We start from the raw sequence: 15,728 nt of genomic DNA on the forward strand, positions 1-15,728 counted from the left end.
CCGCCGCCCTCGGCTCAGCCCTTCACGCCGCCGGCCGTGAGGCCGGAGACGATGTACCGCTGCAGGAACAGGAACAGCGCCATCACGGGCAGGGCTGCCAGCACGGCGCCGGCCGCGAACACACCCCAGTTCTCGGAGCGGGTCTCCGAGACGTAGCCGTAGAGGCCCACCGCGAGCGTCTGCGCGGACGGGTCCGTGAGCACCACGGAGGCGATCACGAACTCCGAGACCGTGGTGATGAAGGACAGCAGGGCCACCACCGCGAGGATGGGGGTCACCAGGCGCAGGATGATCGAGAAGAAGATCCGCGCGTGCGAGGCGCCGTCGAGCTTGGCAGCCTCGTCCAGCGACGGCGGGATGGTGTTGAAGAACCCGTACATCAGGTACGTGTTCACCCCGAGCGCGCCGCCCAGGTACACGAGGATGAGGCCGAGCTGCGAGCCGATGCCCAGGACGGGCACCAGGTTGCCGATGTAGGTCAGCAGCAGGAAGATCGCCACCACCGCGAGCAGCTGCGGGAACATCTGCACCAGCAGCAGCGTCAGCAGCCCCACGCGGCGGCCCGTGAACCGCATCCGGGAGAACGCGTAGGCGGCCAGGGCGCCGAGGAACACCGTCATCACGGACGTGATGACGCCGATCACCATCGTGTTGAGGAACCAGCGGCCGAAGGGCCGGTTCGGGTCGCTGAACAGGTCCACGTAGTTCTGCCCGCTGAACGAGGAGAACAGCCGGTTCGAGCTCGCCATCGTGCCGGTCGGGTCGAGCGACGCGGACAGCACGTACAGCAGCGGGAACAGTGCGAACGCGCTGGCCAGCACGCCCACCGCGTGACGCCAGCCCAGCTCCCGCATCCAGCGGCCGAACGAGCGGCGGCGTCGTGGCGGGGCCGGGTCCTCCTCCCAGCGCAGCGGGTCCGTCTCCTGCTGCGCCAGGGCGGCGGCGAGGGGCGAGGTCGGGGCGTCCGGCCGGGGCCGTCCGGAATCCTGGGGGATGCTCACTTGTCGATCTCCTCGAGCGCCTTGGTCTGCCGGAAGCTGATCGCCGAGATGGTCGCCACGATCAGGAAGATCACGATGGACAGGGCGGAGGCCAGGCCGTAGTCGCGCCCCACCCCGCTGAACGCCGTCTTGTAGACGACCGTGATCAGCAGGTCTGTGGCGCCGATGTTCGAGCCCGCGTCGGGGAACCGCGGTCCGCCGCCGGTCAGCATGTAGATGATGTTGAAGTTGTTGAAGTTGAACGCGAACGAGGAGATCAGCAGCGGCGCCACCGAGACCAGCAGCAGGGGCAGCTTGATGGAGCGGAAGATGCGCCACGGGCCGGCGCCGTCCATGCGGGCGGCCTCGTCCACGTCCTCGGGCAGGGACTGCAGGGCGCCCGTGGTCACCAGGAACATGTAGGGGAAGCCCAGCCACAGGTTCACCACGAGCACCGACAGCCGGGCCAGCCACGGGTCGGTGAGCCACGGGATGTCCGCGCCGCCGAAGAACACGGTGTTGACGAAGCCGAACTCCGGGTTGAGCAGGCCGGCCCACACGAGGCCGGACAGGAACGCCGGGAACGCGTACGGCAGGATCATCATCACCCGGTAGACCTTCTTGCCGCGCATGTCCGAACGGTTGAAGGCGATCGCCAGCAGCAGCCCGACGGCGAACGTCGTGGCCACGCTCAGGAACGCGAAGGCGAAGGTCCACACGGTGACCCGCAGGAGCGGGTCGCGCAGCTCGGGGTCGGTGAACGCGCGCGTGAAGTTGTCCAGGCCGACGAACACCCGCCAGCCGGTCTGCAGCGTGCTGCCGTCGTCCGCCTGGAACTGGCCCTCGCCGTTGTCCCGGTACTCCACGCCGCTCTCGAGGTCCGTGAAGGTGTCCCGGGCCTCGTCGTACTCCAGACGCGGCGCGTACACGTACCCGCGGGAGCCGTCGCGCGTCTCCAGGGTGCCGTCCGCGGCGTCGTCGCTCAGCGGGACCTTCAGGCGGGCGACCTGGTCCTGACGCTGCAGCAGGTCGCCGAACCGCAGGGTGGTGTACCCCTCCACCCCCACCGGCTCCCCGTCCTGCATCTGGGCCTCGACCGGCTCCAGCGCCTGGTCCGCGCCGCCGAGGACGGGCTCCCCGTCCCGCAGGGTCAGCAGGTAGAGGTCGCCGCCCTCCTCCAGCACCGTGATGTCGTACACCGGGGAGTCCGGCACGCGGATGGAGGAGGAGCGCTGGATGATCTCGATCGCCGCGGCCTTGTCCGAGTTGTGCCCGGCGCCGTAGTTCGTGAAGGCGACGTAGGAGGAGTAGACCACCACGAACACCTGGAACAGCATCAGGAAGAACAGGCCGGGGGCGAGGTACTTGGCCGGCAGGCCGCCGCGGCGCAGGTAGATCCAGTTGATGCCGATCGTGACCGCCAGGGTCAGCGCGAACACCACCCAGTCCCCCGCGGCCGCGAGCTGGAACAGCAGGAACGCCGCGAAGGCGTCCACGAGGCCCAGCAGGACGATCTTGGCCAGCGTGCCGCCGAGGCCCTCGGTACCCCGGGCGTCCGCACGACGACGGCGGCCCGGGCCGGTGCGGCGCGCGGCGTCGTCGAGGGCGGCGGTGGCGGCGTCGGACCGGTCCGACGCGGTGGAAGACGGGCTCATGGTTCCTCATCCGGCCCGAGGGCCTGCCGTGGAAGGGGGGGATGCGCGCCCCGAGGGCGCAGGGCCACGGTCCGCCTCCGGCGTCCCCGCGGGGACGCCGGAGGTGGACCGCGCCGGATCACTGGCCGATGCGGCCCTCGATGTCGGAGATCATCTTCTGCCAGGTCTGGACCGGGTCGCCCTCGCCCTTGATGATGCTCATCTCGGCGCCGCCCCAGAACTCGAACACCGCGCCCATCTCGGGGGCCGCCGGCATGGGGACGCCGTTCTCGCCGATCTCGCCGAACGCCTTCACGGTCTCGTCCGAGGCCGCCTTGTCGAAGGAGGCGGTCAGCGCCGGGGGACGCTTGCCCTCGGCGAAGAGCGCGTCCTGGGCCGCCTCGGTGGAGAGGTAGTTGACCACGAACTCATTCGCGGCCAGCTGGTTCTCGGACTCTGAGGAGACGAAGAAGGCGTTGACGCCCACGAACGGCTGCGCCGGCTGGTCGCCCATGGACGGGATGGCCTCGACCTCGAAGTCGACGCCGGCCGCCTCGGCCTCCTCGATGTTCCACGGGCCGGTGATGAAGTAGGCCGCGTTGCCGGAGTTGAACTGCTCCTTGGCGATGTCCGCGGTCATGTTCGGGTTCAGCACCCCGGACTCGCCGTACTCGGCCAGCTTCTCGGCGAAGGCCTCACCCTCGGGCCCGCCCATGGCCAGCGAGCCGGTGTCGTACGAGCCGTCCTCGGCCTGCTTGAACACGGGGGCGCCCATGGAGGTCTGGAACGGGTACAAGTGGTACGGGTCGCCGTTGACGGCGTCCAGGCCCACCACGAACGGGTACTCGGCCTCGCCGGCGTCGACGGCCTTCCGGCCCTCCGCGATCATCTCGTCGAAGGAGGCCGGGGTGGACTCGGCCAGCTCGGTGTTGCGCAGGATGGCGATGTTCTCCACGGAGTACGGCACGCCCCAGGTCTGACCCTCATAGGTGACGGCCTGCACGGAGGACTCCACGAAGTCGCCGGCTCTCTCGCCCAGCTCAAGGGGCTCGATGGTGCCGTTCTGCACGAGCGAGCCGATCCAGTCGTGGGCGCCGACGATCACGTCCGGGCCCTCGCCCGTGGGGTTCTGGGTGATGAAGTCGTCCTTCATCGTGGAGTTGTCCTTGACCACGAGCTCCACCGTGATCCCGGTGTCCTCCTTGAAGTCCTCCGCCACGGCCTGCAGCGGCTCCTGGCGGTTCTGGTCCACCCACATGGTGATGGTGCTGGCGCCGGCCTCGGAGAGGTCCTGGCTCGGGGACGCGGTGGCCGTGCCCTGCTCGGTGGCGCCGGCCGGGGAGGAGGACGCCGGGGCGGAGGAGCCGCCGCCGCACGCGGTGAGCGCGAGGGCGGAGAACGCCGCGGTGAGGGTCAGGCTGAGCGGGCGGCGGAAGAGGCCGCCGGTCGTCGTCGACTGCATGATGTGCCTTTCACGAGGGGTGGCCCGCGGCATGCGCCGGCCGTTGCGTCGCCGACGTGGGCCCCGCGGTGAGACGGCGCCTGCCCCCGGCGGCTGAAGGAGTCAGTCCCCAGGAGTGTAAACGCTTCCACTGTGATATGCCACACAGAGGTGCGCTCCCGCATGAACACGGGCATGCGGGAGTGGGGGCGGAGGTCAAGACCGGCTGAAACCGGAATGGAAGCGCTTCCACCACCGCGCCTGCCGTGCCGTACTCTGGTGCCACGCATCGACCCCCGGCCCGCCGCCGTCGTGCACCCGCCCCGCCGCAGAACCCCATGAACCGGGAGGAGGACCGCCGATGGTCGGCATCAAGGACGTCGCCCGCATGGCCGGGGTCTCCACCGCCACCGCCTCCCGCGCCCTCACCGGCTCCGGCCCCGTGGCGGCCGCCACGCGCACCCGAGTCCAGGAGGCCGTCGCCACGCTCGGCTACGTGGCGGACTCCGCCGCTTCTTCGCTCGCCTCGGGCCGCACCCGCAACATCGGGCTGGTGACCCCCTCCGTCCACCGGTGGTTCTTCGCCGCCGTGCTCGAGGGCGCCGCGGACGAGCTCGTGCGGCACGGGTACGACCTGACGCTCTACGACGTCGGCCAGGACCCGGAGCGTCGATCCACGGTCATCTCCGACCTGCTGCCCCGACGGCGGCTGGACGCCCTGATCACCCTCTCGTTCCGGCTGAGCGTGTTCGAGTTCGCCGGACTCGAACGCCTCGGCCTGCCCGTGATCGCCGTCGGCGGCCGCCTGCCGGCGGGTGAGACCCTGCCGGACTGGTTCACCGCCGTCCAGGTGGACGACGCCCGCGCCGCACGGATGGCCACCGAGCACCTGCTGGAGCTCGGACACCGGGACATCGCCTACGTGGGCCGCGTGGACGAGGACATCGAGTTCCAGGTCAGCACCGAGCGCACCCGCGGGTTCCTGCACGCCCTCGCCGCCATCGGGGTGCGCACGCCGGCCGACTGGATGGTGCCCGCGGACTTCACCATCGGCGGCACCTACCACCAGGCGCGCGCCCTTCTCGCCGACCCGCGGCGCCGGCCGACGGCGGTCATGTGCATCTCGGACGAGATGGCCATGGGCACCTGGATGGCAGCCCACTCCCTGGGGCTGCGCGTGCCCGAGGACGTGTCCGTGATGGGCCTGGACGGCCACCCCGAGGCCGCCCGCCTGGGCATCAGCACCGTGGACCAGAACCCGCTCGAGCAGGGCCGCCGCGCCGTCCGCCTGGCGCTCGGCGCCCTCGACGGCGCCGCCCACCCCCACCGGATCATGCACCACCTGGCCCTGCGGCCGAGAGCGAGCACCGCGCCGCCGTAGACCGTCAGCCCCGACCCTCACCCACCCCTCTCCTTCACCTTGGATCGTCGGGCACGTACCTGCCCGTGAAAGGAACCCCACCATGGCCTCCGTGACCTTCCGCTCCGCCAGCCGCCAGTACCCCGGCTCCCCCCGCCCCGCCGTCGACTCCCTCGACCTGGAGATCGCCGACGGCGAGTTCCTCGTGCTCGTGGGCCCCTCCGGCTGCGGCAAGTCCACCTCCCTGCGCATGCTCGCCGGCCTCGAGGAGCTCTCCCACGGCAGCATCCTGATCGGCGACCGGGACGTCACCGACGTGGACCCCAAGGACCGGGACATCGCGATGGTGTTCCAGAACTACGCCCTGTACCCGCACATGACCGTGGCGGACAACATGGGCTTCGCCCTGAAGATCGCCGGCGTCCCCGCGGACGAGCGGCGCCGCCGCGTCGAGGACGCCGCAAAGCTGCTGGACCTGACCGAGTACCTGGACCGCAAGCCGAAGGCCCTCTCCGGGGGCCAGCGTCAGCGCGTGGCCATGGGCCGGGCGATCGTGCGCGACCCGCAGGTGTTCCTCATGGACGAGCCGCTCTCCAACCTGGACGCAAAGCTGCGCGTGCAGACCCGCGCCCAGATCGCCAACCTGACCCGTCGCCTGGGCACCACCACCGTGTACGTGACCCATGACCAGACCGAGGCCATGACCATGGGCGACCGGGTGGCGGTCCTCAAGGAGGGCCGCCTCCAGCAGGTGGACACGCCGCGCAACCTCTACGAGCGCCCGATGAACGTGTTCGTCGCCGGGTTCATCGGCTCCCCCGCCATGAACATCTTCCGCATGCCCGCCACGCACGAGGGCGTGCACTGGGGCGAGACGGTCATCCCCGTGCCGCGGGAGGATCTGGCCGACGCCGGCACGACGGTGGACCTCGGCGTGCGCCCCGAGAACCTGGTGATCAGCGACGACGCCGCCGGCCTGCCCGTGGAGGTGGACACCGTGGAGGAGCTCGGCGCGGACGCGTACGTGTACGGTCACGCGACGATCGGCGGCGAGGAGCGGCTCATCACCCTGCGGACGGTGGGCTACACGGCGCCGGAGAAGGGGTCCGTGGTGCACGTGGTCCCGGACCCGGAGCGCGTGCACCTGTTCCACGCCGACACCGGCGAGCGACTCAACCGCTGACGGCGGCGCGGGGCGGCGTGACGGCGGCGGGCGTCGCCTGCCCTCAGTCCTGACGCTCGGCGAGGTCCGCGAGCCGGTCGATCGACGCGCGGAGCTGCTCTTCTCCGGTCCGCAGCGCCTTCTGGATGCGCTTCGGGTCGGTCAGGGCGGTCCAGTCGTAGGTGTGGGTGACGCGGCAGCCGCCCTCGTCGTCGCCCTCGACCTCCCACCGCCACAGCTGGCCGAACGGCTCCCCGCCGACCTCGGAGGGCTTCCAGGCGATGCGGCGGCCCTCCTCGAACTCGACCACGTGGTTCGCGCGGTCCACGCCCTTCTGCAGGGTCATCACGAACACGTCCCCGACGGCGGTCACCCGCTGCCCGGGGGCGGCCTCGGCCAGGTTGTCGTTGCCGTCCCACTCGGGCTGGCGGGAGGGGTCCGCGATCAGCTCGAAGACGACGCCGGCCGGGGCGTCGACGTGGTGGGTCGCGGACACGACGCGGTCCTCGGGGGCGGGCAGGGCGGTCTCGTCGATGTGCTCCATGGGGAGAGCGTAGACCCCGATGCGCACCCGCCGAGAGGGTCGGCGGGGCTCGCTCGGGGAGCGGCCCCCGATCTCAGATCAGGCCCAGCGCGGTGAGCTTGGCCGCGGTCTCCTCGTTGGTCGGCTCCACCTGGTGGTCGCCGTCGGGGAACACGACCACGGGGATGTCCTTCTGGCGCCGGGTGCGCAGGCAGTCGCGGCACCAGTCGGCGCCGTCGACGGTGAGGACGTTCTGACTCATCCGTCCAGCGTACTGAGGGGTGGGATGCTGGGGGGCATGCCCGCCCAGCCCTCCCCCTCCGGCCGCACCGTCCACCTGTCCACGTCGGGCGTGGACGCCCGCATCGCCCCCGACGAGTTCGGCGGGTTCGTCCTGGAGATCGGCGGGGCTGTCCAGTCCCACGTGGACCTGGCCGACCCCGCTCGCATCCGCTACGAGTACCTGCGCCGCATGGCCCACGTGCTCGACGTAGCCTCCCCGACGGGCGCGCCGGTGCGGGTCCTGCACCTCGGCGCGGGCGCGCTGACCCTGCCGCGCTACCTCCAGGCGACCCGACCCGGCTCGGAGCAGACGGTGGTCGACCTGGACCGGGAGCTCGTGTCCTTCGTGCTCGCTGAGCTGCCCCTGCCGGCGGGCACGGACCTCGTCTCCGTGGTCGCGGACGCGCGCCTGGCCGCCGTCGACCTCGCGCTGGACGGGGAGCGGTTCGACGCCGTCGTGCTGGACATCGGCACCGGCGAGGAGGGCGCCGAGCACCTGCGCGGCGCCGTGTTCTACGGGGAGCTGCTCGAGCTGCTGACGGCGGGTGGGGTGCTGCTGGTGAACATCGGCGACGACGCCGGCCTGCACTTCCTGGGCGCCGAGCTGGGCGCCCTCGAGGAGGCGGCCGCCGAGGCCGGGGTGCCCGGCCCGTGGACGCTCGCGGACCAGGGGATGCTGGAGCGCCTGGACTGGGGCAACGTCGTGCTGGCCGCGGGGGCGCCGCTGGGAGAGGCCGGCTGCACGGAGCGCCTCGCCGCGGCGGGGCCGCATCCGGCGGCCGTGCTGGACCCGGCGGAATCGGCCGCGCTGGCCGCCCGCATCCGTCGCGCCTGAGGGCGGGCGCGGCGCTCAGGGCCGGGGGTCCTCCGCACCGGGGCCCGTCTGCGGCCGGGGCCACGGGTGGCCCCGGCGCTCCTCCGCCCCCTCGTTGAAACGCCGCAGGAGCCTGCTGAACTCGACGACGTCTTCGGCGGGCCAGGAGGCGACGATCTGCGCCACGTTGTCCGCGCGGGAGCTCAGCTCCGCGGCGAGGCGGGCGCGCCCCTCCTCCGTGGGGCGGTGCAGCCGGGCGGAGCCGCCGTCGGGGTCCGCCACCCGCTCGACGAGGCCGGCCTTCATGGCGGCGGCCACCTGCCGGTGGACGGTGGAGACGTCGAGGTCGAAGGCCTCGGCCAGCTCGCCGACGCTCATGGCCCCGCCTGCGTCCAGGCGGGCGAGCAGCACGGTGGCGCTGCGCTCCAGCGCACTCGACCGGCCGTAGGGTGCCACCCCCTGCGTGGCCACCCGCAGCAGGAGCATGTGCTCGTACATGATCCCTTCGACCGGGTCGGGCCACGCCCCCTCAGATGATTGCATCATGCAAACGATGCTACCTTTTGCATCATGCAAATCGCCGAGCAGGAACGCATCGCCTCCCCCACCTTCGTCCTCGCCTGGGTGGTCTCCTTCCTCCAGTTCCTCGCGTTCTACGCCCTCGTCACCACCATGGCTGTGTACGCGGTCCGGCAGTTCGCCGCCTCGGACGCCGGGGCGGGGCTGGCCTCGAGCGCCTTCGTCATCGGCGCCACCCTCAGCCGCGTGGTCACCGGCCACGTGGTGGACCGCTTCGGCAAGCGCCGCGTCCTGGTGGTGGCCCTGGTCGCCGTCGCGCTGTCCTGCACGCTCTACCTCGTCGCCTCCTCGCTGCCGGCCCTGGTGGCGGTGCGCATGCTCCACGGCGCCAGCTACGCCTTCGCCAGCACCGCCGTCATGGCCCTGGCCCAGGCGGCCATCCCCGACGGGCGACGCGCGGAGGCCACCGGCCACCTCGCGCTGGGCACCACCCTGGCCACCGCGATCGGCCCCGCCCTGGGACTCTTCCTCGCCGGCTCCATCGGCTACGCGTGGCTGTTCCGGGCGACTCTGGGGATCACGGTGGTCAGCCTCGTGCTGGGCCTGCTGGTGCGCGAGGCGCCCGCCGCGGCGGACGTCGACGGCGAGCGCGCCGCCGGCGAGGTCCCCCTGGAGCACCCCGCCCCCGCGGTGGGCTTCCGCCTGCGCTCCGTGCTGCACCCGGCGGTGCTGCCGATCAGCGGCTTCATGCTGCTGGTGGGCCTGAGCTACGCCGGGATCCTCACCTACCTGAACGCCTACTCGGTGGAGCGCGGGCTCACGGCCGGCGCCGGCCTCTTCTTCCTGGCCTACGCCGCGGCGATGCTCGTCATGCGCCTCACCCTGGGCACCCTGCAGGACCGCCGGGGGGACGACGCCGTCGTCTACCCCGCGCTCCTCTGCTTCACGGCCGCGCTCCTGGTGCTGGCCTTCGCCACGCGCGACTGGCAGGTGGTGCTGGCCGGGGCGCTGAGCGGCCTCGGCTACGGCACGCTCATGCCCGCGGCCCAGGCGATCGCCGTGAACGCGGTGCCCTCCCACCAGCTCGGCGCCGGCATCTCCACCCTCATGCTCTTCGCGGACGTGGGGCTGGGCCTGGGCCCCGTGCTCCTCGGCGGGCTCGTGGCCTCCGCCGGCTACGGCGCCATGTACGCGGCCCTGGCGGGCGTGCTGGTGATCGCCGCCGGGTACTACTTCGTGATGCACGGACGCCGGCACGGGCGGCGGGGGACCGTGGCCCGCGCCTGAGTCCCGCGCGGTGACGGCGGCCTGCCGCCGCGGGCGACGCTACCGGCGCCGCGCCGGCCAGGACGCGAGCATGACGGCGGCGAGGGCGCCCAGGGTGCCCAGCACCGTCGTCGTGGTGACCGTGGATCCGTCGGTGGGGGCCACCAGGTCCACCACGAGGGAGCCCAGGAGGTTGCCCGAGACCAGGCCGAGGGTGGCGGCGAAGACGCCCAGGCGCGGGACGACCATGGCGCCCACCCCGATGAACACGCACCCCAGCGGGCCGCCGAGGTAGAGCCGCCAGTCGTGCGGCAGCGCGGGCATGCCGTGGCCGGAGGCCAGGGCGATCCCGCCCCACACGACCCCGAGGAAGAGGACGCCGGCAGTGAAGTTGACCAGGGTCGCCGGGATGGCGGTGCCGTAGGCCGTGGTCTGACGGGCGTTGAACACCTGCTGCCCGGCGGTGGCCAGACCGGTCAGCAGGGGCAGCAGGGCCAGCAGCGCCCAGCCGGGCCCGCCGCCGGCCTCGCCGAGCGAGGGCCACACCACGAGGGCGACCGCGGCCAGGGCGAGCGCCGCCCCCGTGAGGCGCCGCGGCGTCAGGCGCTGCACCCCGGCGGGGCTGAGCCCGAACCGGTCCACGACCATTCCGCCGACCACCTGCCCGGTGACCACGGCGACCGTGAACACGGCCACGCCGAGGGGGCCGATCGTCGCGGACTGGGTGAGCACCAGGAGCCCGCCGATCACGCCCGCCACCGCGTACCACGGGCGCACGGACCCCGCGGCCAGGGCCGGGCGGATGCGGGCCAGGCCCCGGCGGCCCCGCGGCGTCAGCACGCTCACGAGCACCATGACGACCAGGCCCGCCGCGAAGGAGCACAGCGCGGCGAGGACGGGGTCGCCCGTCAGGTGGGCGAGGCGGGAGTTGATGCGGCCCTGCAGCGGCATCACGGAGCCGGCGGCCACCGCGAGAGCGAACAGCAGGGCGGTCGCCCGCGGGGAGGGGGCGTCCGGGCGGGCGGCGACGTCGGCCGGGCGGGGGCGGGAGCGTCCGCGCTCTGCGGACGGGGCAGAGGATGCGGGTGGCATCCCCCCGTTCTACACCCCTAGGCGGCCAGGCGCGCCTCGAGCCCGGCGCGCACCGCGGGCCACTCCTCGCGCACCACGCTGAAGTAGTCGACGTCGGCGATCGTGCCGTCCGCCGCCGGACGGAAGCGGCGCAGAGTGCCCTCGAACGTCGCCCCCAGACGGGCGATGGCGGCGTGCGAACGGGCGTTGCGGTGGTCGCAGCGCAGGGCCACCCGCTCCAGCGTCCATTCCTCGAACGCGTGCCCGAACAACAGCAGCTTGCAGCCGGGGTTCACGGAGGTGCCCCACACCCGACGGGCGTAGACCGTGTGCCCCACCTCCACCCGCAGCCCCGGCACCAGGTCATAGAGGCTCGTGCGCCCCACCAGCTCCCCGCCCTGCTCGACGGCGAACGCGAAGGTGCCCTCCCGCTCGATCAGCTCGGCGAGGTGCGCGGACATGGCCGCACCGTCCACCGGCAGAGGCGCGCTGTTCCCCGCCCACATGACCGCGTCGACGAGCTCGCGCAGGGCGGGGCCGTCGGTGGGTGAGAGGGGGCGCAGGGTGAGGTCCCCGCGGGTGAGGACGATCTCGTGCTTCATGCACCCATCCTGTCAGCGGACTCGGGGTGATCTCCCGGCACGACGAGACCGAGCGCCACGGACGAGGGCGTCGCCTCCGGCGCCCGGCCGGCTCAGAGCGTGGCGGAACGGCGGGCGGAGGCCCTCATGGCCGCGACCCGCTGCGCCACAGGGGCCTCCAGAGCGCCCGGCTGCAGGGCCGGGGCGAGATCGGCGGCCACCTCTCGGGCGACCCCCTCGAGGGCGGAGGCGTCCTGGGCGACCCAGGCGCGCAGCGTCAGGTGCTCCCGCATCCACGCCGTGAGCGTCTCCTCGGACTCCGGGGTGAGGGCGAAGCCCACCCCCGCCGCACCCGGGCTGGTGCGCTCCACATCCAGGCCGAGCTCGCCCGCCAGCAGGGCGGCGAACGCCTGGCGCAGCGGTGAGACGCCGGTACGACCGGACTGGAAGGCGGCGCGCACCTCGCGGCGCTGCAGGCTCTCGTCGGCCACGTCGACGGCGAGGACATCACCGGCGGCGGGGGTGAGGCCCAGGGCGGCACGGGCTGACTCCTCGGCCACCACGGCCACGATGCCGGGCACTGCGGGGGCGGCGGTGAGGAACTCGGCGTACCGCATGCCCGGAGTGGCGGCGAGCACAGCGGCGGCCTCGGCGGTCGGGGACGGGGTGTCGACGGCGGTGATGGTCATGGATCCAGGGTGAATCGCGATTCACTGAGACGGGGAGCGATGTCCATATTCTGAGATTTGCAATCACATGGTGAGACCCACGCCGCCCGATGTGCAGTACGCTGGCCCCATGCAGATGCGCGCGCAGCAGTGGTGGACCGCCTGAGGGCGGCCCCGGTCATGCGCATCTGACACGACGAGCCGCTCGCCTGCCGGGCGGCTCGGTCATGAGCGGCTCCGGCGGGCCCCATCCCAGGAGGACCCCCGATGACCCACCGCAACCCCGAGGACAACGCCCTGAGAGGCGCCCCCGAGCCCCGCACCCTCGCCGAGGCCTGCGACCTCGTCACCACCCCGGACCTGGACGTCTCCGCGGACGGCATGTTCGGCCAGTACGGCGGCGCCCACCTGCCCCCGCAGCTGGCCGGCCCCATGGCCGAGGTCGCCCGCGCGTACGCCGAGGCGCGCCAGGACCCCGAGTTCTACGCCGAATACCGACGCCTGCTGCGCGACGCCGTCGGGCGCCCCTCCCCCCTGACCCCGCTGGACCGCCTCTCCGACGAGCTCGGCGGCGCACGGATCGTGCTCAAGCGCGAGGACCTGAACCACACGGGCGCCCACAAGATCAACCACACGATCGGCGAGGCGCTGCTCGCCAAGCGCATGGGCAAGCGCAGCCTGATCGCGGAGACCGGCGCCGGCCAGCACGGCGTGGCCCTGGCGACGGCGGCCGCGATGGTCGGCCTCGACTGCGAGATCCACATGGGCGCGATCGACGTGGCCAAGCAGCACCCCAACGTGGTGCGCATGCGCCTGCTCGGCACGAAGGTCGTCTCGGTGGAGCGCGAGGGCCGCTCCCTGAAGGAGGCCGTGGACTCGGCGTTCGAGGTGTACGCGGCGAACCCGGAGAAGTACCTGTTCGCGATCGGCTCCGTGGTGGGCCCGCACCCGTTCCCCACGATGATCCGCGACTTCCAGTCCGTGGTCGGCCGCGAGGCCCGCGCCCAGTTCCAGGAGCGGTTCGGGGCGCTGCCCAGCGCCGTCGTCGCCGCGGTGGGCGGCGGCTCCAACGCGATGGGCGCGTTCACCGCGTTCCTCGACGACGCCGACGTCGCGCTCGTGGGCGTCGAGCCCGGCGGCCGCTCCGCGACCAAGGGCGAGCACGCGATGACCATGACCCAGGGCCGCGACGGCGTCCTCCACGGCATGGCCACCCTCGTCCTCGCCGACGACGACGGCACCCCGGATCCCGTGCACTCGATCGCCTCGGGCCTGGACTACCCGGGCGTCGGTCCACAGCACGCCCACTTCGCGAGCGTCGGCCGCGTCCGGTACGTGGCCGAGGACGACGCGGCCGTGCTCGACGCGTTCCAGCGGCTCACGCGGCTCGAGGGCGTCATCCCCGCGCTCGAGTCCGCGCACGCCGTGGCGCACGCGATCCGCCTCGCCCCGCAGATGGGCCGGGACGCGCGGATCCTGGTCAACCTCTCCGGCCGCGGAGACAAGGACGTGGACTACGTGGCCGAGAAGCTCGGGCTCACGGGCGAGGCGGACGAGGTCGTGCGGTGAGCTGAGGCGGCGGCCCGGCGTCGCCCCCGGTCAGCGCGTAGCCTGGCTGCCGTGATGACCCTGATGTGGGGCGCGGTCGCCGCGTCCTCCCTGCTCGTGGGCGCCGTCCTGGCGACCCTGCGCCGCTGGCACATGGGCACGATCGGACTCGTGCTCGCCTTCGGCGCCGGCGCCCTGATCGCGTCCGTGTCCTTCGAGCTCGCGGAGGCGGGCGTGCAGGCGGCCGGACCTGCCGCCGTCGGCATCGGGCTGACGCTCGGCGCGGCCGCCTACTTCCTCGGCGACCGTGCGGTGGAGCGCTCCGCCGCGAGGTCCGGCGGCTCGTCCTCGGGCGCGGCGCTGACCGTGGGCGCGCTGCTGGACGGCATCCCGGAGCAGCTCGTGCTGGGCATCGGGCTGGCCGCGGGCGAGGGCGTCTCCCTTGCGCTGCTCGTGGCGATCTTCATGTCCAACCTGCCCGAGTCCATCGCCGCCACGGCCGACTCCCTCGACGGCGGCAAGACGCGGCGCCACCTGCTGGTCCAGTGGTCGCTCGTGGCGGTGGTCTGCGCTCTGGCGACGTGGGGCGGCGGGCTGATCGCCGACGTCGCCTCCCCCACCCTGACCGGCGGCATCCAGGGGTTCGCGGCCGGCGCCCTGCTGGTCATGCTGATCGACACGATGATCCCCGAGGCCCGAGAGAAGGGCGGGGAGAAGGCCGGGCTGCTCACCGTGGTCGGCTTCGCGCTCGGCGCGTTCCTGTCCCTGGTGGTGTGACCGCCCAGGGACAGGAACGCCCGACTCCGGTCACGGGGTGGGCATGCCGCCGGTCACCGGGATGGTCGCGCCCACCACATAGGAGGACTCCGGCGAGGCCAGGAACACGTAGGCCGGGGCCAGCTCGGTGGGCTGCCCGGCGCGGCCCAGCGGGGTGGACTGGCCGAACTCCGGCAGGTCCTCCGACTTCTGGCCGCCGGAGGGCTGCAGCGGGGTCCAGATCGGACCGGGCGCCACGGCGTTCACGCGGATGCCCTTCGGGGCCAGCTGCTGGCCCAGGGCCTTCGTGAAGGTGTTGATGGCGGCCTTCGTGGCGGAGTAGTCCACCAGCTGCTCCGGGGCCATGTAGGCGACCACGGAGGTGGTGTTGATGATCGTGGAGCCCGGCTTCAGGTGCGGCAGGGCGGCCTTGACCAGGCGGAACTGGGCCAGGATGTTGATGTCGAAGGTGGCCTCGAGCTGCTCGTCGTCGATGTCCTCGATCGAGTCCTGCGCCACCTGCTTGCCGCCGTTGTTCACCAGCACGTCCAGCCCGCCGAGCTTCTCGACCGCCTGGGCCACGAGGTCGGCGCAGAACGTCTTGTCGCGCAGGTCGCCGGGGATCCCAGCGGCGGTGCGCCCCTCCGCCTGCAGGACCTCGAGGACGTGCTGGGCGTCCTTCTCCTCCTCGGGCAGGTAGGTGATCACGACGTCGGCGCCCTCGCGAGCGAACGCGATCGCGGTGGCCGCGCCGATGCCGGAGTCGCCGCCGGTGATGAGCGCCTTGCGGCCCTCGAGACGGCCGGTGCCGCGGTAGGACTTCTCACCCAGGTCGGCCTTCGGCGTCATCTCCGCGTCCAGGCCGGTGCCGGGCAGCGACTGCTCCGGCGGGCTGATCACGGGGTAGCGCTTCGTGGGGTCCTGCAGGGTGAGCTGGTCGGTGGTGGTGGTGTTCGCGTCGTCGTGCGCCACGGGGTGCTCCTCACGGTCTCGGGGCGACGCGCGGTCTGCGCGCCGTCCTCCGAGCGTAGGGAGCAGCCCCCCGGCGGCGCCACGGCTGATCCCCGGGTCACCGGACGCGCCCCGCCCGCTCCCCCGGATGACGAGCCCTGCGATATGGCCC

Annotated in this window: 16 protein-coding genes; 6 read left to right on the forward strand and 10 right to left on the reverse strand. The window is 72.8% G+C overall.

From position 1 onward, the window contains the following. Nucleotides 1-14: 14 nt before the first annotated feature. From SJ20_RS06430 to SJ20_RS06440, 3 genes are all read right to left on the reverse strand, one after another. Complete coding sequence (locus SJ20_RS06430) at nucleotides 15-935, reverse strand: sugar ABC transporter permease (protein WP_041104154.1); 921 nt, start codon at nucleotides 933-935, stop codon at nucleotides 15-17. Nucleotides 936-997: 62 nt separating this feature from the next. Further along, nucleotides 998-2,635: an ABC transporter permease subunit gene (locus tag SJ20_RS06435; protein WP_020624872.1), complete on the reverse strand. Its 1,638-nt coding sequence runs from the start codon at nucleotides 2,633-2,635 to the stop codon at nucleotides 998-1,000. A 118-nt stretch (nucleotides 2,636-2,753) separates the two neighbouring features. After that, a complete protein-coding gene (locus SJ20_RS06440; protein ID WP_044659341.1) occupies nucleotides 2,754-4,076 on the reverse strand; it encodes a maltose ABC transporter substrate-binding protein in 1,323 nt (440 codons plus the stop codon). Between the two features lie 340 nt (nucleotides 4,077-4,416). Between SJ20_RS06440 and SJ20_RS06445 the strand changes: the two genes are divergently transcribed. Together SJ20_RS06445 and SJ20_RS06450 are read left to right on the forward strand one after the other, a co-directional pair. Next, entirely contained in the window at nucleotides 4,417-5,436 is a 1,020-nt protein-coding gene (locus SJ20_RS06445) for a LacI family DNA-binding transcriptional regulator (RefSeq protein WP_044659342.1), read from the forward strand. Nucleotides 5,437-5,518: 82 nt separating this feature from the next. Next, entirely contained in the window at nucleotides 5,519-6,598 is a 1,080-nt protein-coding gene (locus tag SJ20_RS06450; protein WP_041104133.1) for an ABC transporter ATP-binding protein, read from the forward strand. Nucleotides 6,599-6,641: 43 nt separating this feature from the next. Here SJ20_RS06450 and SJ20_RS06455 read toward each other — a convergent pair whose 3' ends face one another. Both SJ20_RS06455 and SJ20_RS12000 read right to left on the reverse strand, forming a co-directional pair. Then, nucleotides 6,642-7,121 (reverse strand): SRPBCC family protein, encoded by a 480-nt coding sequence (locus SJ20_RS06455; protein WP_044659343.1) that lies wholly within the window; start codon nucleotides 7,119-7,121, stop codon nucleotides 6,642-6,644. A gap of 73 nt (nucleotides 7,122-7,194) precedes the next feature. Then, nucleotides 7,195-7,362, reverse strand: a complete 168-nt coding sequence (locus SJ20_RS12000) for a hypothetical protein (protein WP_160311879.1) — start codon at nucleotides 7,360-7,362, stop codon at nucleotides 7,195-7,197. A 36-nt stretch (nucleotides 7,363-7,398) separates the two neighbouring features. Here SJ20_RS12000 and SJ20_RS06460 point away from each other — a divergent pair, with 36 nt between their 5' ends. Then, complete coding sequence (locus tag SJ20_RS06460) at nucleotides 7,399-8,217, forward strand: spermidine synthase (protein ID WP_044659349.1); 819 nt, start codon at nucleotides 7,399-7,401, stop codon at nucleotides 8,215-8,217. Between the two features lie 15 nt (nucleotides 8,218-8,232). On the opposite strand, the gene SJ20_RS06465 is transcribed toward SJ20_RS06460, so the two are convergent. Continuing rightward, entirely contained in the window at nucleotides 8,233-8,742 is a 510-nt protein-coding gene (locus SJ20_RS06465) for a MarR family winged helix-turn-helix transcriptional regulator (protein ID WP_082067597.1), read from the reverse strand. Nucleotides 8,743-8,766: 24 nt separating this feature from the next. Between SJ20_RS06465 and SJ20_RS06470 the strand changes: the two genes are divergently transcribed. Further along, nucleotides 8,767-10,002, forward strand: a complete 1,236-nt coding sequence (locus SJ20_RS06470; protein WP_044659344.1) for an MFS transporter — start codon at nucleotides 8,767-8,769, stop codon at nucleotides 10,000-10,002. 39 nt (nucleotides 10,003-10,041) lie between these two features. On the opposite strand, the gene SJ20_RS06475 is transcribed toward SJ20_RS06470, so the two are convergent. The 3 genes from SJ20_RS06475 to SJ20_RS06485 form a co-directional block, all read right to left on the reverse strand. After that, on the reverse strand, nucleotides 10,042-11,073 hold the full coding sequence (locus tag SJ20_RS06475; RefSeq protein ID WP_082067598.1) for a DMT family transporter: 1,032 nt from the start codon (nucleotides 11,071-11,073) through the stop codon (nucleotides 10,042-10,044). Nucleotides 11,074-11,090: 17 nt separating this feature from the next. Then, nucleotides 11,091-11,654 carry a GNAT family N-acetyltransferase gene (locus SJ20_RS06480; protein WP_044659345.1) on the reverse strand — a complete coding sequence of 188 codons (564 nt, stop codon included), beginning with the start codon at nucleotides 11,652-11,654 and terminating at the stop codon, nucleotides 11,091-11,093. Nucleotides 11,655-11,746: 92 nt separating this feature from the next. Next, on the reverse strand, nucleotides 11,747-12,322 hold the full coding sequence (locus tag SJ20_RS06485) for a hypothetical protein (RefSeq protein WP_044659346.1): 576 nt from the start codon (nucleotides 12,320-12,322) through the stop codon (nucleotides 11,747-11,749). A 246-nt stretch (nucleotides 12,323-12,568) separates the two neighbouring features. Between SJ20_RS06485 and trpB the strand changes: the two genes are divergently transcribed. Further along, nucleotides 12,569-13,870 (forward strand): tryptophan synthase subunit beta, encoded by a 1,302-nt coding sequence (gene trpB / locus SJ20_RS06490; RefSeq protein WP_196489411.1) that lies wholly within the window; start codon nucleotides 12,569-12,571, stop codon nucleotides 13,868-13,870. A 54-nt stretch (nucleotides 13,871-13,924) separates the two neighbouring features. Beyond that, a complete protein-coding gene (locus SJ20_RS06495; RefSeq protein WP_044659347.1) occupies nucleotides 13,925-14,626 on the forward strand; it encodes a ZIP family metal transporter in 702 nt (233 codons plus the stop codon). A gap of 30 nt (nucleotides 14,627-14,656) precedes the next feature. Here the strand turns inward: SJ20_RS06495 and SJ20_RS06500 are convergent, their stop codons facing one another. Continuing rightward, complete coding sequence (locus tag SJ20_RS06500; protein ID WP_044659348.1) at nucleotides 14,657-15,577, reverse strand: SDR family oxidoreductase; 921 nt, start codon at nucleotides 15,575-15,577, stop codon at nucleotides 14,657-14,659. Nucleotides 15,578-15,728 lie beyond the last annotated feature (151 nt).

Origin of the sequence: Micrococcus sp. MS-ASIII-49 (assembly GCF_000946635.1) — a bacterium.
In the GTDB taxonomy this organism is placed as follows: domain Bacteria; phylum Actinomycetota; class Actinomycetes; order Actinomycetales; family Micrococcaceae; genus Micrococcus; species Micrococcus luteus.

What these genes read in the sequence shown, in the direction of transcription:
- SJ20_RS12000 (WP_160311879.1), bottom strand. Translation starts at nt 7,362, where the DNA reads ATGAGTCAGAACGTCCTCACCGTCGACGGCGCCGACTGGTGCCGCGAC.
- SJ20_RS06450 (WP_041104133.1), top strand. Translation starts at nt 5,519, where the DNA reads ATGGCCTCCGTGACCTTCCGCTCCGCCAGCCGCCAGTACCCCGGCTCC.
- trpB (WP_196489411.1), top strand. Translation starts at nt 12,569, where the DNA reads ATGACCCACCGCAACCCCGAGGACAACGCCCTGAGAGGCGCCCCCGAG.
- SJ20_RS06435 (WP_020624872.1), bottom strand. Translation starts at nt 2,635, where the DNA reads ATGAGCCCGTCTTCCACCGCGTCGGACCGGTCCGACGCCGCCACCGCC.
- SJ20_RS06470 (WP_044659344.1), top strand. Translation starts at nt 8,767, where the DNA reads ATGCAAATCGCCGAGCAGGAACGCATCGCCTCCCCCACCTTCGTCCTC.
- SJ20_RS06475 (WP_082067598.1), bottom strand. Translation starts at nt 11,073, where the DNA reads ATGCCACCCGCATCCTCTGCCCCGTCCGCAGAGCGCGGACGCTCCCGC.
- SJ20_RS06495 (WP_044659347.1), top strand. Translation starts at nt 13,925, where the DNA reads ATGACCCTGATGTGGGGCGCGGTCGCCGCGTCCTCCCTGCTCGTGGGC.
- SJ20_RS06445 (WP_044659342.1), top strand. Translation starts at nt 4,417, where the DNA reads ATGGTCGGCATCAAGGACGTCGCCCGCATGGCCGGGGTCTCCACCGCC.
- SJ20_RS06455 (WP_044659343.1), bottom strand. Translation starts at nt 7,121, where the DNA reads ATGGAGCACATCGACGAGACCGCCCTGCCCGCCCCCGAGGACCGCGTC.
- SJ20_RS06465 (WP_082067597.1), bottom strand. Translation starts at nt 8,742, where the DNA reads ATGATGCAATCATCTGAGGGGGCGTGGCCCGACCCGGTCGAAGGGATC.
- SJ20_RS06440 (WP_044659341.1), bottom strand. Translation starts at nt 4,076, where the DNA reads ATGCAGTCGACGACGACCGGCGGCCTCTTCCGCCGCCCGCTCAGCCTG.
- SJ20_RS06480 (WP_044659345.1), bottom strand. Translation starts at nt 11,654, where the DNA reads ATGAAGCACGAGATCGTCCTCACCCGCGGGGACCTCACCCTGCGCCCC.
- SJ20_RS06460 (WP_044659349.1), top strand. Translation starts at nt 7,399, where the DNA reads ATGCCCGCCCAGCCCTCCCCCTCCGGCCGCACCGTCCACCTGTCCACG.
- SJ20_RS06485 (WP_044659346.1), bottom strand. Translation starts at nt 12,322, where the DNA reads ATGACCATCACCGCCGTCGACACCCCGTCCCCGACCGCCGAGGCCGCC.